The organism is Sphaerisporangium sp. TRM90804 (genome assembly GCF_029846175.1).
Classification (GTDB): Bacteria; Actinomycetota; Actinomycetes; order Streptosporangiales; family Streptosporangiaceae; genus Sphaerisporangium.
Genome location: NZ_JARWAC010000001.1, coordinates 194742 through 213626, shown reverse-complemented (window position 1 = coordinate 213626; position 18885 = coordinate 194742). Strand labels below are relative to the sequence as shown.

At 75.4% G+C, this 18885-nt stretch carries 16 protein-coding genes; 2 read left to right on the top strand and 14 right to left on the bottom strand.

Annotated features, from left to right (window positions below):
• Window positions 1–13: 13 nt before the first annotated feature.
• The 13 genes from PYR91_RS00940 to cutA form a co-directional block, all read right to left on the bottom strand.
• Window positions 14–664 carry an MOSC domain-containing protein gene (locus PYR91_RS00940; protein WP_279776933.1) on the bottom strand — a complete coding sequence of 217 codons (651 nt, stop codon included), beginning with the start codon at window positions 662–664 and terminating at the stop codon, window positions 14–16.
• A gap of 83 nt (window positions 665–747) precedes the next feature.
• Window positions 748–1716 carry a hypothetical protein gene (locus PYR91_RS00935; RefSeq protein ID WP_279776932.1) on the bottom strand — a complete coding sequence of 323 codons (969 nt, stop codon included), beginning with the start codon at window positions 1714–1716 and terminating at the stop codon, window positions 748–750.
• Entirely contained in the window at window positions 1713–2489 is a 777-nt protein-coding gene (locus tag PYR91_RS00930; RefSeq protein ID WP_279776931.1) for a hypothetical protein, read from the bottom strand. Before PYR91_RS00930 ends, PYR91_RS00935 begins: the two co-directional genes overlap by 4 nt.
• A gap of 141 nt (window positions 2490–2630) precedes the next feature.
• Window positions 2631–5783 carry a bacterial transcriptional activator domain-containing protein gene (locus PYR91_RS00925; RefSeq protein WP_279776930.1) on the bottom strand — a complete coding sequence of 1051 codons (3153 nt, stop codon included), beginning with the start codon at window positions 5781–5783 and terminating at the stop codon, window positions 2631–2633.
• Between the two features lie 31 nt (window positions 5784–5814).
• A complete protein-coding gene (locus PYR91_RS00920) occupies window positions 5815–6273 on the bottom strand; it encodes a pilus assembly protein TadG-related protein (RefSeq protein ID WP_279776929.1) in 459 nt (152 codons plus the stop codon).
• The gene (locus PYR91_RS00915; RefSeq protein WP_279776928.1) at window positions 6270–6698 is read right to left on the bottom strand and encodes a pilus assembly protein; all 429 of its coding nucleotides are present in this window, start codon (window positions 6696–6698) and stop codon (window positions 6270–6272) included. Before PYR91_RS00915 ends, PYR91_RS00920 begins: the two co-directional genes overlap by 4 nt.
• Entirely contained in the window at window positions 6695–6934 is a 240-nt protein-coding gene (locus tag PYR91_RS00910) for a hypothetical protein (RefSeq protein ID WP_279776927.1), read from the bottom strand. Before PYR91_RS00910 ends, PYR91_RS00915 begins: the two co-directional genes overlap by 4 nt.
• Window positions 6935–7861 (bottom strand): type II secretion system F family protein, encoded by a 927-nt coding sequence (locus tag PYR91_RS00905; RefSeq protein ID WP_279776926.1) that lies wholly within the window; start codon window positions 7859–7861, stop codon window positions 6935–6937.
• Entirely contained in the window at window positions 7854–8768 is a 915-nt protein-coding gene (locus PYR91_RS00900) for a type II secretion system F family protein (protein ID WP_279776925.1), read from the bottom strand. The genes PYR91_RS00905 and PYR91_RS00900 overlap by 8 nt, the downstream gene beginning before the upstream one ends.
• On the bottom strand, window positions 8765–10072 hold the full coding sequence (locus PYR91_RS00895; RefSeq protein WP_279776924.1) for an ATPase, T2SS/T4P/T4SS family: 1308 nt from the start codon (window positions 10070–10072) through the stop codon (window positions 8765–8767). The genes PYR91_RS00900 and PYR91_RS00895 overlap by 4 nt, the downstream gene beginning before the upstream one ends.
• Entirely contained in the window at window positions 10069–10878 is an 810-nt protein-coding gene (locus PYR91_RS00890; RefSeq protein WP_279776923.1) for a hypothetical protein, read from the bottom strand. The genes PYR91_RS00895 and PYR91_RS00890 overlap by 4 nt, the downstream gene beginning before the upstream one ends.
• Before the next feature lies 1 nt (window position 10879).
• Entirely contained in the window at window positions 10880–11578 is a 699-nt protein-coding gene (locus PYR91_RS00885) for a hypothetical protein (RefSeq protein ID WP_279776922.1), read from the bottom strand.
• Window positions 11579–11947: 369 nt separating this feature from the next.
• Window positions 11948–12292 carry a divalent-cation tolerance protein CutA gene (gene cutA, locus PYR91_RS00880; protein ID WP_279776921.1) on the bottom strand — a complete coding sequence of 115 codons (345 nt, stop codon included), beginning with the start codon at window positions 12290–12292 and terminating at the stop codon, window positions 11948–11950.
• 358 nt (window positions 12293–12650) lie between these two features.
• On the opposite strand from cutA, the gene PYR91_RS00875 reads away from it, so the two are divergent.
• Both PYR91_RS00875 and PYR91_RS00870 read left to right on the top strand, forming a co-directional pair.
• Complete coding sequence (locus tag PYR91_RS00875; protein ID WP_279776920.1) at window positions 12651–13181, top strand: hypothetical protein; 531 nt, start codon at window positions 12651–12653, stop codon at window positions 13179–13181.
• Window positions 13182–13277: 96 nt separating this feature from the next.
• Window positions 13278–18296 (top strand): FtsK/SpoIIIE domain-containing protein, encoded by a 5019-nt coding sequence (locus PYR91_RS00870; protein ID WP_279776919.1) that lies wholly within the window; start codon window positions 13278–13280, stop codon window positions 18294–18296.
• 187 nt (window positions 18297–18483) lie between these two features.
• Here the strand turns inward: PYR91_RS00870 and PYR91_RS00865 are convergent, their stop codons facing one another.
• A complete protein-coding gene (locus PYR91_RS00865; protein ID WP_279777092.1) occupies window positions 18484–18870 on the bottom strand; it encodes a TadE/TadG family type IV pilus assembly protein in 387 nt (128 codons plus the stop codon).
• Window positions 18871–18885: the final 15 nt, after the last annotated feature.

Below are 18885 nucleotides of genomic sequence, written 5' to 3'. Positions count from 1 at the left end.
GGCGCGCACCCGTCTACGCGCTGGTGCGCCGCGCGACCTTCTGCCGCACCTTCCGGGGCAGCGCCTCGGCCGCCGCGAGCCGGGGCAGCAGGCCTGGCTCCAGCGTGAGGGCGCGGAACGCCACGGCGACGCTCACGTCGTGGTCCGGGCGGTGCACGATCTCGACCGGGTCGCCGGCGCGGATGTCGCCCGGCTCGACGACCCGCAGGTAGGCGCCGGGCAGCGCGGCCCGGGTGAACTCCTTCATCCAGCCTTCTCGCTCCAGCCATCCCTGGAAGGTCGCGCAGGGCAGCCGCGGCGCGGACACCTCCAGCACCACCGTCTCGCCGATGCGCCAGTGCTCGCCGATGAGGGCGCCGTCGACGTCGAGGTCGGCGGTCGTGAGGTTCTCGCCGAAGGAGCCGTTCGGCAGGCGCCTGCCCAGCTCGGCCTCCCACCTGTCGAGCACCTCGCGGGCGTAGGCGTAGACGGCCTGGTCGGTGCCGCCGTGGTGTTTCACGTCGTAGACGCGGTCGCCGGCCAGGCCCACGGCCCCCGTGCCCTTCGGCCCGGGCTCCGTGACGGCGACCGGGCCTTCGACGGGCCGCTTGTCGATGCCCGTCATGCCGAGTTCCTTCCACGGGTTGGCCCGCGGCTTGCCGACGTTGACCGACAGCAGTCTCATACACCCGACGCTACGACCCTCCCGCCTGCCGAAGCGAGACCTTCATCCGAATTCGGACCAGCCCGTGGGCGGACGACACCCCGCTAGCCGGCGGAGCCGGCCGGGGTGTCACGCACGGTGCTCTGGACCTCCCCGACGGGCACGGAGCGTTCGGCCGTCACCTGCACCGGGTCGAAGTCGAAGCCGCCGCCGGTCACCGGCCAGACCGTGGTCACGGTCATGGTGTACGCCCCGCCGGCCTGGTCGACCGAGGCGCGGAGGTAGCGCACGCCGCAGGTGAACGTGCCGCCCTTGACGTAGGGATGGCCCGTGGGCCCGCAGTTCTGCCGCACCTCGGCCCGGGCCCCGGAGGTCCCCGACTTGATCTGCAGGTCGGACAGCGTGGCGGTGACGGTCGCGGACATGACGCCGGGGATCTCCGCGGTGACCGACCGGGTGGTGGCGCCCACGCCGGTGAGCCACACCCAGGTGTCGAGGTTCACGTAGCTCTTGACGTCGGGGCTGAGCTCGATCTTCGGCTCCGGGACGGTGAGGGCGGCGCGGGCGAGCTGGTAGAGCTCGGCGAGCGTGATGCCGCCCGGCGGGGAGCCGCCCTCGGGCACCCACACGGCGCCCTGCAGCCCGCTCCAGCACGAGAGCCCGTCCGGGTCGGCCGCGTTGTACGCGGGCACCCACCAGCGGCCGTTCTCGCCGACCTTGTCCTCGTACTGCTTCAGGAACTTCTCGAAGTCCTCGGCGGTCCCGGTCGGGTTGGTGTGGAACCAGTACTGCCGGACGTCCTCCTGGCGCTCCAGCATCTGGTCGGCGTTGTCGCCGGGCTCGTACCAGCAGGGGCGCTGGACGCGGTAGCCGTCGGCCTTCGCGCCGAGGCCGTCCCCGCTGAGCACGATCTTGGAGTTGCGCAGGATCACGCCGCTGGTGCGGCCGTCCTGGAACCCCTCCCCGCGCGGGCCGCCGGGATCGCCCGGGGCCTGGGCCGACACGGGGCCGGAGGCCAGGACGAGCGCCGCCGCCAGCGAGGCGGTCAGGACGATGGAAGGGAGAGTTCTCATCGGCGGCACTCCTTAGCGCGCTGATGGGGATAGGCGGCGTGCATGTACGCCTTGACCCGCCACGACCCGTCGTCGCCGCGCCGGAGGGCGGCGACCTGCAGGTAGACGGATTTCGGCGGCTTGGTCCAGGCCGGCTGGGAGCTGATCGGGCGCCCGGTGCGCGCTTCGGTGACCCGGATGCCCGACTCGTCGACGCAGGCGTCGACCTCGGCTCCCGGCCCGGTGACCGACGCCACCCGCACGGCGTACACCTTGGCCGTGCCGGTGGCCGACTGGCGGCGGTTCACGAAGCCGCGCACCCAGGTGTAGGCGTCGCGGCCCGCCTCGTCCTGGATGCCGGTGAGGTAGGAGGTGTCCTCGCCCTGGGTGGCCACCGCCCGCCAGGAGCCCACGTAGCCGTCGGCGAACGTCTGGACCATGGCCTGGCCGGCGGCGTCGAGCCCGGCCGGCCACTCGACGGACACGGTGAGCCCGGGCGCCGCCTCGACCTCGCGCACCTGCGGCACCGACAGGGCCCCCGGCGCGCCGCTCGCGCCCGGGGAGGCGCCCGGCCCGCCGGCGGTGGGGGCGTCACCCCGCGGGGTGAAGGGCCGTTCCGCCCCGGCGGGCGCGCACGCGGCGGCGAGCAGCACGGCCCCCGCGGCCAGCACCGCCGGCACGCGCCGCGCGCGGCCCGTCACGGAAGGTGAGGAGGGGACGGCGGACGGCGGCCCCGTGCGAGCGGTCAGCGCGGGCGGCATCCGCATGCCGGTGACGTTAATCACGCGTCGCACCGCCGAACCACCCTTTTGCGGGTATCGGCATGACTCAGCAGCATCTTTCTGGCACACGCGCCTCCGACGGCGATCACCGGCACGCATGCCGCGACCGCCCGCCGCCCTTCCTTCCGCTCGTCCATGGTCTCCGGTACGTCCTCACGCCGACGGCATGGAGTGCAGCCGCCAGGTCGGCAGCAGCTCGTCGATCAGCGCCTCGGTCTCGGGCGCCATCCCGCCGCCGTACGGGTGCGAGGAGGCCCGGCGGTGTAGGCCGTCCGCGACCGCGCGCAGCTTGAGCGGGTCGCCGGTGGCGTGCGCGGAGCGCAGCAGGTCGCGCCACAGGCCCTCGTCGTCGGCCGCCAGCAGCAGGCCCGCCCGCACCGCCGCCACGGCGCCCTCTGCGTCGTCGTGCGCCAGCCGCACCTCGCAGAGCCGGTGGGCGGCGTCCGCCACGCTGGCGGTGACCTCGTACTCCAGCTCGTCGGCGGCCAGCCAGGCGTACCGGCCGCGCGGCCGGCCGCTGAGCAGCGGCCCGCGCACCAGCCCCAGGGCCTTGTCGAGCAGCACCGCGCGCCCGCCGGGGTCGTTGTGCGACCGCCGGACGAGCTCGCGGAAGAGCTGCCAGTCGGAGCGCACCTCGGGGCCCAGGCGCAGCCGCCCGGTGTCGTCGGCGCGCAGGTTCGGGCGTCCCTGGCTGTCGGTGCCCAGCCACTCGGCCACGCGGGCGATCGCGGCGTCGCGGACGACGGCCTGCACGCCGCGCGGCCACAGGATGCCGCCGAGCACGACGGGATGCACCCCGGCCGGGTGGCTGGCGAGGTAGACGATCATCTCGCAGGCCAGCTCGGCCCTGCCCTCCTCCAGGGGCGGCACCGGGCCGATCTCGATCGGCCCCAGGATGCGCACGTTGACGGACGGCGTCGTGGTGAACTCACGGGCCGGCTCCTCCTCACGCACGGGCTCGCCCTCGTGGCGGCCGGCGGTGCGGAACAGGTCGACGACCGCCTCGTAGTGCCGCCGGGGCAGGAGCTGGGCCGCCACCGTGACGCCCAGGGCCTCCACCCTGGCCTTGCCCTCCTCGGTGATCTCCCAGGTCCAGGTGGCGTGCGGGACCTCGCCCGCGATGACGTACCCCGCGGCCATGCGGGTGCCCGCCCGGCCGAGCCTCGCCAGGCGGACGGCGTCGTCGGGATCGGGCGCGATGGCCGACAGCAGGAAGTGCGGCGGCCAGGCCGGGGCCGCCGCACGGCCGTGGACGCGCCCGGTGAGCACCTGCGCCGCGGGTTCGGTCTCCCGCGCCCGCGCCTCCAGCTCGGGCAGGGCCTCGGCGAGGCTGCCCACCGAGCGCACCCGGTGCGGCGCGATGGTCGCCAGATCGGCGCCGAAGCCGACCAGCGTCACCCGCATCTCGTCGGACCAGCGGTTGGTCGCCAGCTCGACGGCGAGCGCGGCCAGCGCTTCGCGCACCCGGTGGCCGGTCATGGCGATCACGCCGTGGGCGGCCTCCAGGTCGATCAGCACGCGGCCCGACTCGGTCACCCCGAGCGAGACCAGGCCCGGGTACGGGGCGGGCACGTCGGCCAGCGCGTGCTCGTCGATGGCCCGGCCCTCGTGCGCGAGCAGCCGCCACGTGCGGCCGCCGTCGTGGGACTCCCACGGCTCTGGGGCGTCCGGCTCGGGCGGGTGGATCCACAGGTCGAGCCCGCGGGCCGACAGGTGGACGGCGTAGATGGTCGGCGGGACGCGGCCCTGCTCGGCCAGCAGCTTGCCCAGCAGGCGCAGGCCGTTGTCGAGCATCTTGCCGCCGGGGGCGTCCGAGCCCAGGCGCAGCGCCACCTCGGCCCCGGCGGCGTCCCCCCTCGGGCGGACGATGCGGTGGCCGAACGCGCGGTGCCAGAGCTGCTCCCGGCGCCGTCGTCCGAGCGCCACGAGCAGGCCGGCCGCCGCGAGCGAGCCGCCGGCCAGGTAGTCGACGAGGTCGAGCCCGCCCGTGTCCTGCGCCTGCGGCCGGTCGAGGCCCTCGGGCCGCTGCGCCCTGTCGCTCCACGACGTCTCGCCCGGCTTCACGGATGGGACGGCCGACGCCTTCGGCGCCTTGGGCACGGCCGAGGCGGCGGGCAGGTTCGGCACGGCGGGCAGCCCGGGCGGCCGGTCGCCCACCGGGGGCGGCGGCAGTTCCAGGCCGCTCCCGGCCAGGCCGCCCCCCTGGGCCGCGCCGCCGGCGCCGCCCTGTGCGACGCCGCCCGTGCCGCCCTGATCAGGTCGCGCGGCACCGCCCTGATCAGGGCGCGCGGCACCGTCCTGCCGCGCGCCGTCCGCGGCCTCTCCTCCGGCGGCGCCGTCCGCCCGGCCCTCGCCCCGCTCGGGCGCCTCCGGCCGCGCCGTCTCGCGGTCGGCGCCCCCGACGGCTCCGGCCTCGCCCCGTGCGCCCGGCATCTGACCGGCCGGGCGGCCGGACTCGGCGGTGACGAACTGGGTGCGCCCGTCGAGCTCGGCGGGCTTGCCGGGGTGGTGCCTGAGCGTGACGACCCGCGACTCGTCGGCCGGGACGACGTGCACGTTGCGCGCGTCGTCCGGCATGTCCAGCACCCAGCCCGGCTTGATCAGGTCGGCCATCTGCAGGCGGCTGCCGTCGGGCTGCGACTTGTGCTGGTTGAGCCGGTAGATCTCGGGGTAGCGCCGCCCATCGCCGAGGCACTTGTCGGCGATCTCCCACAGGCTCTCGTGGTGACGCCCGTGCGGCGGCTGGACGACGTAGACCTTCTTGACCTCCCGCACGTCCTCCAGCACGGCGTACTGCTCGGGGATCGGGGCGGTGAGCTGGGTGGCTACCACCGGGGGACGCGCCGGCGGCGGGGACGCGGCCCCCGCGATCGGGATCGCGACGGCGGAGGCGGTGAACAGGGCCAGCGCCGCGGAGACGAGCCGGTTGGCCAGCGCCTGCGACCCTCCCGACAGGGGCACGCGCACCGGCATGCCGATCTTTCGGATGCCGGAGTACACCTCGACGACCACGCAGACCACGAGCTGCGCCCACGTCAGCCAGACCAGCAGCACGAGGATCGCGACGGCCGTGCTCGGGCTGATCTGGCTGGTCAGCAGCTCGCCGTCGAGCAGGTCGGCGGGCAGCGGCGGGCCGGCGAAGCGCAGCAGCGCGTACGGGACGCCGCCCATGAGCGCGGCCAGCGCGATGAGGGCGGCGACGCCGGCGACGACGTCCCAGGCCGTGCGGCGCGGCCGGATGCGCCCGTGGGGCGACGCCGGGGTCAGCCCCGCGGCCGGACGCGACGGGGGCTTCGACGTAGCCATCCCTCTCCCTCCTCGGTCGTCTCGGGGCCGCTCACGGCGCGTCGCCGGAATCGGGACCCGCGGTGGCGGTACCGGACATGTCGGAGCCGCTGAAGCCGAACGCGGCGAGGAAGAAGGCGTTCCACCTGACGCTCACCGCGACGGTCACGACCGTCTGTCCCTGGCCGGGGCGGCACTCGGTGAGCCGGACGGCCGTGTCGTCGTGCGCGCCGACGATCTTGCGCGCCCGGCCGCAGACCGCGCCCTCGTCGCCGACGAGCCGCACCTGCCCGGTGCTCCTGAGGTGCTCCTCGTCGATCTCGTCGGCCGCCGCCCGCGCCGCCTGCTCGGCGACGTCGGACGCCCGCAGCCGCGCGTTGATCGCAGCGCCGCCGTCGACCAGCAGGCCCGCCAGCATGAACACCACCACCGAGAAGAGCACCACGAAGACCGACATGGACCCGCGGTCACCGGGGCGCCGCGCGGGCGGCGGGAGCGGGCGGTCGCTCACTCGACCCTCCGGAACCGCTCCAGCGGCACGACCGAGCTGCCCTTCACCTGCTTCACGACTCCGAAGCCGAGGAAGTCGAGGTCGAGCGGGCAGGTGACGGTCGCGCGGACCGTTCCGCCCTCGGTCCACTCGCTGCCGGTGAGGCTGACCACGGGGGTGCACTCGCCGCCGAGCGCCGCCTCGGCGGCCTCGCTCGCCGCGTCGCGCGCCGTGCCGAGCGCACGCTGCACGGAGGCGGCCCGGGCGGCGTCCCTGGCGGCGCCGTTGACCTCGCCCTGCGCCTCGACGACGCGTCCCGCGCCGACCAGGAACATCAGGAAGATCAGGAAGACCGGCGCCAGCAGCACCGCCTCGACCGCCATCGACCCGCGGTCGCCCGCGGCCGGGCGCGCCGGAGACCGGGTGCGCCGGGTGCGGACCGTCACGGATTCCCGCCACCCCCGCCGCCCCCGCCGCCGCCGAAGTTGCTCTGGATCTCGGCCTGTTTCTGGGTGACGAGCGTCCTGATCAGCGTGGCGAGGCCCAGGGCCACCCCGGCGATGATGGCGGTGATGATCACCCACTCGACGGCGGACGCTCCCCGCGAGGGAGCCGTACGGGCGCGGTGGAGCCGCACGTTCAGGACGGCGACCAGATAGGTGAGCCACGGAGGTGTGAACATTTAGGACCCCAACATCTTCATCGCTGCCGGATAACTGAGGAAGATCACGAAGCCGGCGCACAGCAGGAGCTGGGCGACCAGCATGGATTGGGACCGTTCACCGGCCCGGCCCTCGACCTCGGCCAGCTCGCGCCGCCGCATGGTGGCGGCGCGGGCCGTCAGGGAGGCGCGGACCTTGGCGCCGTCGTCGGCCACCAGGCCCAGCGCCGCCGACAGGTCGCGCAGCTCGTCGACGTTGATCTCGTCGCCGAGCCGGCCCAGCGCCTGCCACGGCGTGATGCCGACGATGCGGGCGTTGGACAGGGCCTCGCGGATGCGGGCCATGGCCCAGTTGGACGCGTTGGCGCCGTCGCTGACCGAGACCGCCGTCAGCAGCGCCTCCGGGACGCCCCGCCCGCCCGCGAGGTTCATCGCGACCAGGTCGAGGAAGGCGCCGACGGCGTGCCGGAAGTCGCGGCGGCGCACCGCGGCGTCGCGGCGGATCTGCAGGTCGGGCAGGAAGTAGAAGACCAGCGCCACGATGAGCGACGCCCACAGCGGCACCTGCGGGGAGACGCCCCAGCCCATGAGCGCCAGCCACCCGGCGAGGATGGGGAAGGCGAGCAGGCCCGAGACGGCCAGCAGCATCTTGGTGGCGAGGTAGCCCTCGAACGACTTGCCGAGCAGCGCCAGGTCGGCGCGGGTGGAGCGCGCCTCCCACCCGCGCGAGGCGTAGAACCGCGCGAGGCGCACGCCAAGGCCGCGCCGGAAGGGGCTGACCTCCTCGTCGGGCGCTAGCAACCGCAGCCGCAGGGAGTCGTCGCCCTCACGGGCGGCGTCGAGCGCCAGCAACTGCGCCACCAGGCCGGGCCTGGGCGGGAACAGCGCCCTGACCAGCAGGAAGAGCCCCAGCCCGAACGCGGCCCCGGCCAGCACGGTCTCAACCACGGATGCCTCCCGACACCGGCTCGCGTTCGGCGACGGGAGCGCTGGACGCCGGGCCGAGCAGCCGGGCGGGTTTGTCGAACCGGGCCAGCCGCCGCATCCAGGCGAACCCGGCGCCGAACAGCCCGGCGACGACCACCAGGACGGCCTGTCCCAGCAGGTCGTCGTACTCCTGGACGTAGTCGCGGTTGAACACCACCAAGATCGCGGCGAACATGACGGCGGTGCCGACCACGATCTGGACGCTGCGGCGCGTCGCGCGGCGCTCGGCCTCGACCCGGCGGCGCATGTCGAGCTCCTCGCGCGCGGAGACGGCGAGCGCGCCGAGCACCTCGCGCAGGCCGGGGCCGCGCAGCTTGGCGTTGAGGATCAGCGCGGCGACCACCAGGTCGGCGGAGGGGTCGTCCAGCTCGTCGGCGAACAGCCGCAGGGCGTCAGCGAGCGGCATGCGGGTGTGCAGGCGGTCGACCATCGCCCGCAGGTGCGGGCGCAGCGTCGGCGCGGCGGCCCTGATCGACGACGGGATCGCCTGCTCAAGGCCTGCGGCGCCGGCGATGGTGTCCCTGAGCGACTCGGTCCAGGCGGCCAGGGCCTCCAGCCGGCTCATCGCCGCCCGCTCCTCGGCCGCGCCGCCGGTGAGGCCGCGCCAGGCGAGCACGAGCAGCACCGCGCCGGCCGCCATCACCGGCCAGCCGGTGATCACCAGGACCATGCCGCCGGTGACGGTCGCCACCGCCGAGCGGGTGGACAGCCGGCGCACGAGCTCGCGCCGCCCCGCGCCGCGGTCGGGGGTGGCCGGCCCGGGCCGGATGCCGTACAGGGCCAGGGCCAGCAGGAACAGGCCGCCGCCCACGGCGGCCCCGGCGAGGATCGCCAGCGGGTCGAACAGCCCGGGGGGCAGCGAGATCACGACCACACCCCCGCCGACGGGTCGTACCCGTGGTAGGCCAGCTCGTCGGCGCAGGCGATCGGGGCGTGCGGCACGGCCCGCCCCTCGGGGCCCGGCGTGAAGATCTCCGACGACAGCACGCGCCCGTCGACGCCGGCGACCTCGCGGATGCTGGCGACGTACCGGCGCAGGCGGCCGCCCATGTGGTAGTCGTTGCGCTTCTCGATGAACACGACGAAGTCGATGGCGCCGGCGATCAGCATGTGGGTGGCCTCGATGGGCAGCCGCTCCTCGGCCTGCAGCGCGTAGGTGGCGATGCGGTTGAACACCTCCATGGAGGAGTTGGCGTGGATGGTCGACAGCGAGCCGTCGTTGCCCTGCGTCATCGCGTTCAGCATCGTCACGATCTCGTCGCCCAGCACCTCGCCGACGATCACGCGGCTGGGGTTCATGCGCAGCGACCGCCGCACCAGCTCGGCCATGGTGATCTCACCCTGGCCCTCGGAGTTCGGCAGGCGCTGCTCGAACGCCACGACGTTGGGGTGCAGCTCGGGGAACTGGTCGAGCCCGAGCTCCAGGGCGCGCTCGACGGTGATCAGGCGCTCGTGCGGCGGGATCTCGTTGGCCAGCGCGCGCAGCAGCGTCGTCTTCCCGGCGTTCGTCGACCCGGCGATCATGATGTTCTTGCGGGCCCCGACGGCCGCCGCGAGGAACCGGCCGATCTCGGGCGTCAGCGTGCCGTTGCCCACCAGGTCGCTGAGGAAGACCTTGCCCATGCGCGCCCGGCGGATGGAGACGGCTGGGCGCACGGTGACGTCCATCACCGCCGACATGCGCGAGCCGTCGGGCAGGCGCAGGTCGAGCTGGGGGTTGGCGGTGTCGAAGGCGCGGCTCGACAGGCCGCTGTAGGCGGCGAGGATCTGGATCAGCTCGATCAGCTCCTCGTCGGACTCGGCCACGGGGTCGTGCACGACCTCGCGGCCGTCGGCGTACCCGACGAACACGCGGTCGCAGCCGTTGACGTCGATGTTCTCCACCTCGGGGTCGTCGAGCAGCGGCTGCAGCCGCCCGACGCCGAACAGCGCGGCGTGGATGCCGGCCGCGAGCGCCTCCTCCTCCTCGGCGGTGGGGGGCGTGCGGCCCGAGCCGATCTCGCTGCGGGCGTGCTCCTCAAGCACCTGGGAGATCAGGGCGCGCGCGAACTGCCGCTCGTCCTCGCCGGACATCGGCACCAGGCCGCTCGCCTGGTCGAGCCGCCGCTGGCGGGCCAGGCGGTCGCCCACCTCCTGGCGGAACCGCTTCACCAGCGCATGGTCGGTGCTCATCGCGCTCGCTCCGCTCGCTCGGTGTCGATGGCCGTCGCGCGCGGCGGCGCGCCCGCGGGCGGGGACGTGCGGCCGGGGGCCACCCGCGCGGCGAGGCGGCCGGCCAGCTCGCGGGCCGTGCGGATCAGCAGGGAGCGGTCGAGCCGGCCGCCCCACTGGCCCCTGAGCAGCTCCGCCCCCTTGGGGTCGTACGCCAGGCCGGCCACGAAGGAGACCTCCTTGGTGGAGGCGGTGACGATGCGGCGCACCTCGTCGATGGAGGCCCGGTAGGAGCGGGGGGCGGCGATGACGACGACGCCGACCTGCCCGCCGGTCAGCGCGAGCCGCTCGCGCAGGTGGGCCACGTGGTCGAGGCTCGGGCGGGTGAGCAGCAGCGTCAGCTCGGCCTCGGCGAGCAGGTCGTTCATCTGCGGGTGGGCGCCGAGGCGGCCGCAGTCGGCGAGCACGTCGGCGTGCGGCAACGCCGACAGCGCCCGGCCGAGCGGGCCCCACAGCCAGGTGAGCCCGGCCGCCTGCTCGCCGTGGGTGAGGCCGGTCAGGACGTCGAGGCCGCCGATGAGCTTCTGGGTGTGCTCGTGCACCTGCTCGGGCCGCAGGCCGCGGCGCGCCATGGCGCCCAGGCTCAGCAGGCCGCGCCCGGGGTTGAGCACGCCGCCGTCGACGCCGGGCAGCCGGTAGACGAGGTCGCCGCCGGAGGGGTCGCACTCGGCGAGCAGCACCTGACGCGGCCACACCGCGCCGAGCGCGGTCGCCGCGGTGGTGACGCCGGGCGCGCCCTTGTCGGCGGCGAGCGCTATGAGAGCCACGTCAACCGGCTCCGGCGAGCTTGCCCAGGGCGATCTCGCCGCTGGAGGAGTACATGGCGACGGTGGGCGAGACGGTGGCGTCCACGATGATCGTGACCAGCCCGGTGCTGTCGCCCTCGGGCGTGCCGACGCTCTGCACGAGCGCGCTGGGCGTGAGCACCTTGCCCTGCGCCGTGCCCCGGCCCGACCCGGGCACGTAGAGCACCTGCACGTGGTCGCCCTTCTGCAGCCCCTGCGGCACCTGGCCGGCCTTGAGCGCCAGGCCGACCATGACCTTGCCCGGGACGAGCTGCTCGCTGGCCCTGGTGACCATCTGCTCGGTGAGCAGCGTGCCGGGCAGGATGGTGACGCGGGCGAACGTCGTGGCGACCTCCTGGCGGTGGATCCAGGAGACGTAGCCGACCCCGGTGTCGGCGATCTGCACCTCGGTCATCGCCTCGGGGAGGATGGGCTGGCCGGGGCCGATCTGCTGGCTGATCTGGATGGCCGACACGCGGTCGCCGCTGCGCATCACCAGCAGCGTGGCGGCGAGCGCGCCGCCGAGCACGAGCAGCAGCGCGAGCGCGGCCAGGGCCGGTTTGCGCTCGCGGGGCGGCACGGGGAGCTTGCGCGAGGCGGGCCCGGAAAGCGCGCCCTGCGATGCGGCGCGCTCCGCGTTCGCGGCGCGACCGTCGCGGCCGGCTTTCTCGCTGATCCTCATGGGTGGGGGGCTCCCGGAATCAGGACCAGGCCGTCGCCCTCACCATGCGCTGATACCGACCGGCGGGGGCCGGGCGAGAACGGACCGCATGACCACGGTGGCGGGATGGCATGGTCACGGATATGGAGGACGACGATCTTAGGGTTATCTGCCCAATTTGTCATTCATAGTGTGTGCAGCTTGCACCACGTGGGGGGACCGAAACCGGACCCATGCTCATCCACTATGGATTGGCTGTCAATGGCGTCGTCAAGAATCACTCCCGTTTCGGTCAGCTCACTGCTGGCATATATCCGGCAATAATCACGTTTGTATCGCCAGTAACCTCGGTCACAAGTCTCCCATCGGTTTCCCCCGGGTCGCCGGATCCTAACCGCGATCCGCCGGTCCACCGGGGCCGCCCGTCTCCTCGGAGATCCACTCCAGATAGGCGCCCAGCCCTCCGGTGACGGGCAGGCTGATGATCTCGGGCGTCTCGTACGGGTGCTCCCGACGGACGTGCTCGGTCAGCTCCCCGCTCCGCTCCCCCGTGGTCTTCATCAGCAGCAGGAACTCCTCGGCCGTCTCGACGACGCCCTTCCAGCGGTAGACGCTGGTGATCGGCCCGACGATCTGCGCGCACGCGGCCAGCCGGGCGGCGACCGCCGAGCGCGCGAGGGCGCCGGCCACGGCCCTGTCGTCCACGGCCACCTGGACCTGCACGTACTCCGGCATGGCGCCCCTTCCACCAAGATTGATCCGCACGGCCGCGGCATTGTACACAGGCTTTATCCACAGGTGCGACCATTGGCCATTCGTCCGGATCGTCACTTTTAATCCGGTTTATGGCCCTAAATCACCACAGAACGCGCCGAGTTATCCACACCCGGCCGGCGTTCTGTCCACAGGGGGCTGTGGATGACGGGAGGCCTCCCGGTGGCACACGCCGGATGACCCGCGGCTTTCCAAACGGCGGCCCCCGGAACAACGGCGGATGTACTGAAAACCACGCCGGAGGGAACGAACAGTACACCCCCTCGCACGAATCGCCAGCGGCCGGCCGGAGCGCGAGCCGCGTCGGAGGAGGGGTCGCTTGAGAAGGCTCGCGAGGGATGCCACGGCGGCCCTGACGGCCCTCACGGCCCTGACGGCGGGCGCGTGCGGCGGCACGCGCGCCGGCCGCGGCGTGTCCCCCTCCCCTCCGGTGACCCCGTCCGGCGGGACGTCCCCGTCGGAGACCGGGCTGCCGCCCACCATGCCCACCCCGCGGCGCGTCACCGTCAAGGCGGCGCGAACGAAGGCCGGGGAGGTCCTCGTCGGCGAGAACGGCAGGACGCTGTACGTCTTCGGGAGGGACCGCCCCGGCGAGCCCACGTGCCTGCTGTCCTGCGCCGCGTGGTGGCCGCCCGCCGTCACCCGCGACGAGCCCGGGGCCGAGAGCGGGGTGCGGCGCAAAAGGCTCGGCGCCGTCGAGCGCGACGGCGTGCGGCAGGTGACCTACGGCGAGCTCCCGCTCTACTACTTCAACGGCGACAGGAAGCCCGGCGACGTCTACGGGCGCGGCCGGGACGAGTTCGGCGGCAGGTGGTACGCGGTCAGGCCCGACGGCGCGAGAGTGGGGTAGGCGGCGGGCGTCGCGGCCAGTTGGCGAAACCGGCGCCTGCGGCGGGCTCCCGTCGCTTACGTTGAAGCGCGGAGCCGGACCCGGAGGAGACGCCGCATGCGGATCATGCTTACCGTGGTCTCGGAGCACGGCCGGCGCGACGTGGTCATCGAGGGCGACCAGGACACCACGGTCGCGGGGCTCGCCACCGCGTTGCGCGACGCGCCCGAGGAGCGCGGCAACGTCGTGCGGCTGTCGCGCGCCCGCGCGCCGTACGGCCTCGACGCGCGCCAGGGCGCCCGCGAGCCCGAGGCGCCGTCCCTGTGGGTCGACGGCAGGCGGCTCGACCCCGAGGCCCCGATGGCCGCGGCGGTCCGCGACGGCGACCTGGTGACGCTCGACCCCCGCACGGCCGGGTCGACGCTGCTGGCCGAGCCCGGCGGCGTGATCGAGGTCAGGGTCGCGGGCGGGCCCGGCGCCGGCGCGGTGCACCGGCTGGGCTTCGGCGTGCACGCCATCGGCTCCGACCCCGCGTGCGCGATCGCCCTCGACGGCGACCTGCCGCCCGAGGTCGTCGAGCTGCGCGTGACGCCCGACGCCGTCCTGGTGCGGGCGGTGGCCCCCGCCGGCGCGCCCCCCGCCAAGAAGCCCCGCCGGGTGCGCAGGACGCGGCGCAAGACGGGCCGGCGGGCGCGGCGCGCGGCGGCGGCGCGCGTCCACGGCACCCCCGACTCCGAAGCCGTCGGCGCCATGAAGCGGGGCGCCACCCGCACGGCGCCCCTGCTGGCCGGCGAGCCGCTCGCCACCGCCAGGCCGTGGCCGGAGGGAGCGCCGCTGGCCTGCGGGAACTCCATCCTGGTGCTGCACGGCACCGAGCCCCCCGACGCCCACCTGGACGCCCTGCCCGGGGGCGGCCTCGCCTACAACCGGCCTCCCCGCCTGCGCCCGGGCGACCGCCGCCGCCGGCTCGACGTGCCCGCCGAGCCCGTGCGCCGCGAGGGCATCCGCCTGCAACTGCTCGCCGCCTGCCTGCCGGCCGTGCTCGGCCTGGCCATGTGGTGGGCGTTCCAGCTCTGGTTCTACCTGCTGATCGCCCTGATGACGCCCATGATCATGATCGGGCAGTGGATCAGCGACCGCCGGCACGGCCGCAAGCAGCACCGCCAGGCCATGAAGGCCTACCGCGAGCGCCAGGCCGCGTTCGAGGAGAACGTGCGCAAGGCCAGGGCGGTCAACGAGCGCGAGCGCCGCGCCGCGTCCCCCGACCCCGCCGAGCTGCTGCTCACGGCGACCGGGCCCCGGCGGCGGCTGTGGGAGCGCAGGAGCCACGACCCCGACGCGCTGCGCCTGCGCCTCGGGCTCGCCGACCTGCCCGCCGAGATCGACTTCACCCCCGAGCGCGGCGCGCCCGCCGACCTGACGATGCCCGGGGCGCCCGTCTCCGGCGCCGTCCCGGTGTCGCTCGCGATGCGGCGGCTCGGCGTGGCCGGCATGACCGGGCCCCGGGACGTCACGCTGGGCATCGCCCGCTCGCTGGTCGGCGCCGCGGCCACCCTGCACAGCCCCCGCGACCTCGCCGTGGTGGTCCTGTCGGCCCATGGGGACGGCGCCGCGCACTGGGACTGGGCACGCTGGCTGCCGCACTGCGCCCCGCGCGACGCCGACTGCGTCGCCCTGGTGGGCGCCGACCCCGAGGCGGCGGCGCAGCGGGTGGCCGAGCTGGCCGCCCTGGTGGCCGAGCGCCTCGGCGACGACGACGGCCCCGCCTTCGGCGCGTCCGCCGGAGGCGCGGTCAAGGGGTGGGGGCGCGGGTTCGGCCCCGACGAGGAGCCCCTGTTCGCCTCCTACGACGACCGTCCGTACGACGTGCTGGTGATCCTGGACGGCGCCCAGGTGCTGCGCGGGCTCCCCGGAATGCCCCAGGTGCTCAGGCAGGGGCCGGGCGCCGGGGTCTACACGGTCGCCATCGACGAGGACACGCGGCTGCTGCCCGAGGAGTGCGCCACCGTGGCCGACTGCGGCGCCGACGGCTTCGTCCGGCTGCGCGGCGGCGGGCTGGACGCCGTCGGGGACATCCTGGCCGACCAGGTGACGCCCGCCTGGTCCGAGCGGCTCGCGCGCTCGCTCGCGCCGCTGCGCGACGTGAGCAGGGACGACGTCACATCCGTGCTGCCGGGCTCGGTGCGCCTGCTCGACCTGCTGGAGCTGAGCCCGTCGGGGCGCGCCGTGGCGGGGCGGTGGCGCTCGGGCGGCCGCACGACCGAGGTGCCGATCGGCGTGGGGCCCGACGGCCCGTTCAGCGTCGACCTGAGCCGCGACGGCCCGCACGCGCTGGTCGCGGGCACCACCGGCGCGGGCAAGTCGGAGCTGCTGCAGACGCTGATCTGCTCGCTGGCCGTGGCCAACCGGCCCGACGAGATGACGTTCGTGCTCATCGACTACAAGGGCGGAGCCGCGTTCAAGGAGTGCGTGCGGCTGCCGCACACCGTCGGCATGGTCACCGACCTCGACGAGCACCTGACCCAGCGGGCGCTGGCCTCGCTGGCCGCCGAGATCCGCCGGCGCGAACGGCTGCTGCTCGCCGCGGGCGCCAAGGACATCGAGGACTACCTGGAGTTACGCGACGACCCCCGGGCCGCGCGCGCGGCCCTCACCCGGGCCTCCGCCGCCTCCGCGCCGGCCTCCGAACCGGCGGGCCGGGCGCCCGGCGCGGGCCTGTCGGCGGGCGGCCGCACAGCCGGGCAGGCCACGGCCGGCGGCCGGGCGTCCGGGATGGACGCCGGGACGCCGGGACGCCGCGCGACCGGGCTGACCGGGCTGACCGGGCTGAGCGGCCGGGCGGCGCGGCTCGCCGCGGGCCACGCGGGCGCCCCGGCGGCCGAGCCGGCGGCCCGGGACACCGAGGCGGGCCCGGAGGCGACGCTGGAGCCGCTTCCGCGGCTGCTGCTGGTCATCGACGAGTTCGCGGCCATGGTGTCCGAGCTGCCCGACTTCATGGACGGGCTCGTGGACATCGCCCGCCGCGGCCGCTCGCTGGGCATCCACCTGATCCTCGCCACCCAGCGGCCCGGCGGCGTGGTGACGGCCGACATCCAGGCGAACACCTCGCTGCGCGTCGCGCTGCGGGTCACCGACGTCGCCGAGTCCACCGACGTCATCTCCGGCCCGGAGGCGGCGCACATCTCCAAGACCACGCCGGGACGCTGCTACGTCCGCTCGGGCACCGGCCCGGCCCAGCCCGTGCAGACCGCCCGGGTGGGCGGCCGGGTGCCGGAGGCCGCGCGCGGCGGGGCGGGCCCCCGGGTCGTGGAGGTCCGCTGGCGCGACCTCGGCCACCCCCTGCGCCCCTCCCGCGGCGCCGCGAACGCCGCGGCGGCCCTCACCTCCGCCGGGAACGGTCCCGGCCTCGGCGGCCCGCTCAGGGCCGCAGGGGCGCGCGGCGCCGAGCGTCCGGGGGTGAACGGCGGCCCGTCGAGCGACCTGGCGAGGCTGGTGGACGCCGTCGTCGAGGCCGCCCGCATGGCCGGCGTCCGCGAGCGGCCGAGCCCGTGGCTGCCCCCGCTGCCCGGCCTGGTGCTCATGGACGCCCCCCGGGAGGGCGCCGGCGGCCACGAGGTGCCGCCGCTGCCGTTCGGCGTCACCGACCTGCCCTGGGCGCAGGACCGCCGCCCGCTCACGCTCGACCTGGCCCGCGGCGGCCACCTGCTGATCGCCGGCACGGCGCGCACCGGCAGGTCCACGGCCCTGCGCACCATCGCCGGGTCGATCACCGCCCACGCCTCGCCCGACGACGTCCACCTGCACGCCATCGACTGCGGCTCCGGGGCCCTGCTGCCGCTCGTGGCCCTGCCCCACTGCGGCGCCGTGGTCACCCGCGACCAGCTCGACCGCGTGGAGCGGCTGCTCACCCGGCTCCGCGCCGAGGTCGGGCGGCGCCAGCAGCTCCTGGCCGAGGCCGGGTACGCGTCCCTGGCCGAGGCGCGGGCGGCGATCCACCGCTCGGGCACGGGCGACACGACGCTCCGGATGCCGTGGCTGGTGCTCCTGCTCGACCGCTGGGAGGGGTTCGCGGCGGCGTTCGAGGGCTACGACTACGGGCGCCTGCTCGACGCGCTGATGCAGTTGCTGCGCGAAGGCCCGGCCGTCGGGCTGCGCGCCGTGGTGACCGCCGACCGGTCGGGGCTGCTCGGCCAGATCTCCACGCTCTTCGAAGATCGGCTGATCATGCGGCTGGCCGACTCCGCCGACTACGGCCTCGCCGGGCTGCCGCTGCGCGGCCTGCCCGCGTCCATGCCCGCCGGCCGGGTGGTCTCCCTCGGGGAGCAGGGCGTCGTCGAGAGCCAGATCGCCCTGCTGGACGAAGACCCGTCCGGCCCCGCCCAGGTGGCCGCGCTGCAGGCGCTCGGCCGCGCGGCGTCCGGCAGGTTCGCCGGGCGCGCCGCGCCGCTGCGGGTGGACGCCCTGCCGATGCGGGTGACGGCCGCCCAGGCCGTTGAGCTCGTCCCCGGCTTCCGGCCGCCTTCCCCGCTCTGGGCGCTGCTCGGCGCGGGCGGCGACTCCCTGGCCCCGCTCGGCGTCGACCTGCTCACCCAGGGCCCGGCCGCCGTGGTCGCGGGCCCGGCGCGGTCGGGCCGTTCGTCCACGCTGGTCACCGCCGCCCGCTGGCTGCTCGGCCAGGACACGCCTGTGGTCGTGGTCACCCCGCGCCGCAGCCCGCTGCGCGACCTGGCCGGCCTGCCCGGCGTGCTGGCGGTGCTCGGGGCCGACGGCGACGCCGACCTCGCCGGCGCGCTGGCGGGCCGCGACCGGTATGTCGTGATCGTGGACGACGCCGAGCTGGTCTCACCCGACTCGCCGCTCGGCACGGCCCTGGAAAGCACGCTGCGCAGCGGCAGGGACGGCGAGCACGGGTTGCTCATCGCGGGCACCACCGGCGACCTGGCGACCGCCTACCGGGGGTTCGTGGCCGAGGCGCGCAAGGGCCGCACCGGGCTGCTGCTGTCGGTGCAGAGCCCCGCCGACGGCGACCTGTTCAACGTGAGGCTCCCGCGCGGCGCCGTGGGCGGTCCGCCCGGCCGCGGCCTGCTCGTCATCTCGGGCACGGCCACCCCCGTCCAGGCGGCCCTCACGCCCTGAACCGCGGCCGGGGCTCGTGGGGCGCCCTTCGCGCCGCGGAGACGGCCGTCAGCCGCGCTCGGATCCATCGGTCCCCGGGGGCGCCGTCAGCCGCGGGCTCGCGGGCGCCCTCAGCCGCCGGAGCGAGGTCCTCGGGGGCTCGCGGGCGCCGTCAGCCGCCGGAGCGAGGCCCTCGGCCGGGCGGCGGTCAGCCGCAGTCGGGGGTGCCGTCGTCGGGGCGGAAACACTCGATGGGGCCGCCGAACGTCGAGGTGATCGTGAAGGACATGCCGGGCAGCAACGGGATCACGGCCACGGCGGCGCCCTTCACGGTGACGCCGCGCTGGTCGCCCTTCTGCCATGCCTGCACGGAGGCCCCTTCGAGCAGCTCGGGGCCGATCGCGCTCACGACGTTCTTCGCCTTGGTCTCGGCGGCGCCCTGCCAGCCGCCGCCGTCGGCCCCCGCGGCCCGGGCGATGCGCGCCCCTTCCCGCGCCGCGGCGTCCGCGACCTGCCTGCCGTGGAAGACCAGGGCGAACTGGACGATCAGCAGGACGACCACGAGCACGACGGGCATGATGAGCGCCAGCTCGATGGCGGACGCGCCGTG